Source organism: Halorientalis sp., from assembly GCF_028275115.1.
In the GTDB taxonomy this organism is placed as follows: Archaea; Halobacteriota; Halobacteria; order Halobacteriales; family Haloarculaceae; genus Halorientalis.
Map to the genome: position 1 here is coordinate 1 of NZ_JAQCNH010000132.1, position 1580 is coordinate 1580.

Genomic DNA, 1580 nt, shown 5'->3' on the forward strand with positions numbered 1-1580 from the left:
CTGCGCCCGTACAGAAGGCCTCGTCGCCCGCGCCGGTGACGACGATGGCTCGGATATCGTCGCTGGCGTCTGCGTCGTGGATGGCACGCGCCCCCGCCTGCATCATCCCGGGGGTCAGGGAGTTGTGCTTGTCAGGGCGGTCGAAGGTGAGGTACGCGGTGGTTTCGTCGGTCTCGTAGCGGAGGCCCTCTGTCGGTGTCGTCATTCCTGACGGGTTCGCTCCGGGGTCGAATAAACGTTGACTGCGGAATCTGACAGCACTGCAATTCCATGACCCGTCCCGTGTCGCTCGAAGTTCCGACCACGACTGGCATTTGTGATGCTCTAGCCACCTATCAAAACGGGTTTGTGCGCCGGGAGCATACAGATGATTACAATCCATGTCACTCGAAAATCGGGAAGAGAAGACCGCCGCTGAACTCCTCGCCGAGGAGACTGGCCGCCCTGTCGAGGAGTTCGAACTCACTGAGAACATGGAATTTCCGGACCTCGACGACCTCGAAGTGCACGACGCTGACGAATACTACTCCGAGGACTGAGTGCGCCACGGCCCGTGTAGGTCGTGGCACCGTTCGAACTGTGTGAGTAGCCGGTCTGCGTTCCTCGTGAGGTAGCCCTCCGAATAACGGAATGCTCGGCTCAGAGGGACTGGCGGAAATCCAGTCCGGACCTGGTGTTTCTCGCCGTCCCGGTAGATATCCAGATGGAGTCCCTCCTCGCGAACGTCGTGGGACTGTTCGCCCGTGATGTCGTGGTCGAAACGCGCGACTGTCCGCCAGTCGGGGGTATTCTGCCCGGTTGGCGTTGCCTCGATGTCGTACTCGAGCTGTGCGACGAACCGACGAACCTGTCCCTGCTCGGTTTCCAGGTCGCGCCGAATGCGCGCGTACGGCCAGCGGATCCACGCCGGTGGATGGTCCGTCATTGGTCGGTTACGGGGATGTACCCGAACGGCACCATCTACTCGCCCAGGTCGCGGGCAACGCCGCCCTCTCGCTGCAGATCCTCGTCGGTGCGGGGACCGTACAGCGCGGTGAATCCGGCTCCCTCCAGTACCTCCTTGAACTCCCACCGGGACAGCCCAGCCGCTTTGGCTGCTCGTCCGAGCGAGAGTTCACCGAGTACGCATCGCCCGACCGCGGTCGCCAGTTCGTCGGTCGGTTCGCTTCCGGCAGAGGCCATCGTTGCTAGAGTTCGGGCCGATGGAGCTAATAATCTGTCCCTGGTTACTACCCCGCCACGGACACAAAGTATATACCCCGTGTGTCAGACGTGTGGCATACTTCGGGGGCTGAAAACGCACCTGCGGCCGCAGCGGCCTCGAAACGCCCGGAATCGACGGGCTGACTGCGTGTGAGCGTGTGTCTCACCTGACGCCTAACCACAAAACATTTAATATATCCGCTATACCGTACTGTTGTACCCCTGCCCATGGTGATAGAAGCGAGTACACCCACGCCGACCGGTCGTCCGCCGCAGTGTCGCGGGCGGAAAGCGTCTATCGCCGGCTAACGATACAACACAATTCAACCTATGACAGGAAACAATACGAGAGACAAGATACGTGGCCTGTTCCTGGC

General features: G+C 60.9%; 4 protein-coding genes. 1 reads left to right on the forward strand and 3 read right to left on the reverse strand.

Features of this window, described 5'->3' with window-relative positions:
• The coding region (locus tag Q0964_RS16370; RefSeq protein WP_299269733.1) for an enoyl-CoA hydratase/isomerase family protein at positions 1 to 205 on the reverse strand (205 nt) is incomplete at its 3' end.
• A 175-nt stretch (positions 206 to 380) separates the two neighbouring features.
• On the opposite strand from Q0964_RS16370, the gene Q0964_RS16375 reads away from it, so the two are divergent.
• The gene (locus tag Q0964_RS16375; RefSeq protein ID WP_299269735.1) at positions 381 to 539 is read left to right on the forward strand and encodes a hypothetical protein; all 159 of its coding nucleotides are present in this window, start codon (positions 381 to 383) and stop codon (positions 537 to 539) included.
• Here the strand turns inward: Q0964_RS16375 and Q0964_RS16380 are convergent.
• Both Q0964_RS16380 and Q0964_RS16385 read right to left on the reverse strand, forming a co-directional pair.
• Positions 524 to 925: a DUF7718 family protein gene (locus Q0964_RS16380; RefSeq protein ID WP_299269736.1), complete on the reverse strand. Its 402-nt coding sequence runs from the start codon at positions 923 to 925 to the stop codon at positions 524 to 526. The two genes, Q0964_RS16375 and Q0964_RS16380, sit on opposite strands and share 16 nt — an antisense overlap.
• Positions 926 to 960: 35 nt before the next feature.
• Positions 961 to 1182 carry a UPF0175 family protein gene (locus tag Q0964_RS16385; protein WP_299269739.1) on the reverse strand — a complete coding sequence of 74 codons (222 nt, stop codon included), beginning with the start codon at positions 1180 to 1182 and terminating at the stop codon, positions 961 to 963.
• Positions 1183 to 1580 lie beyond the last annotated feature (398 nt).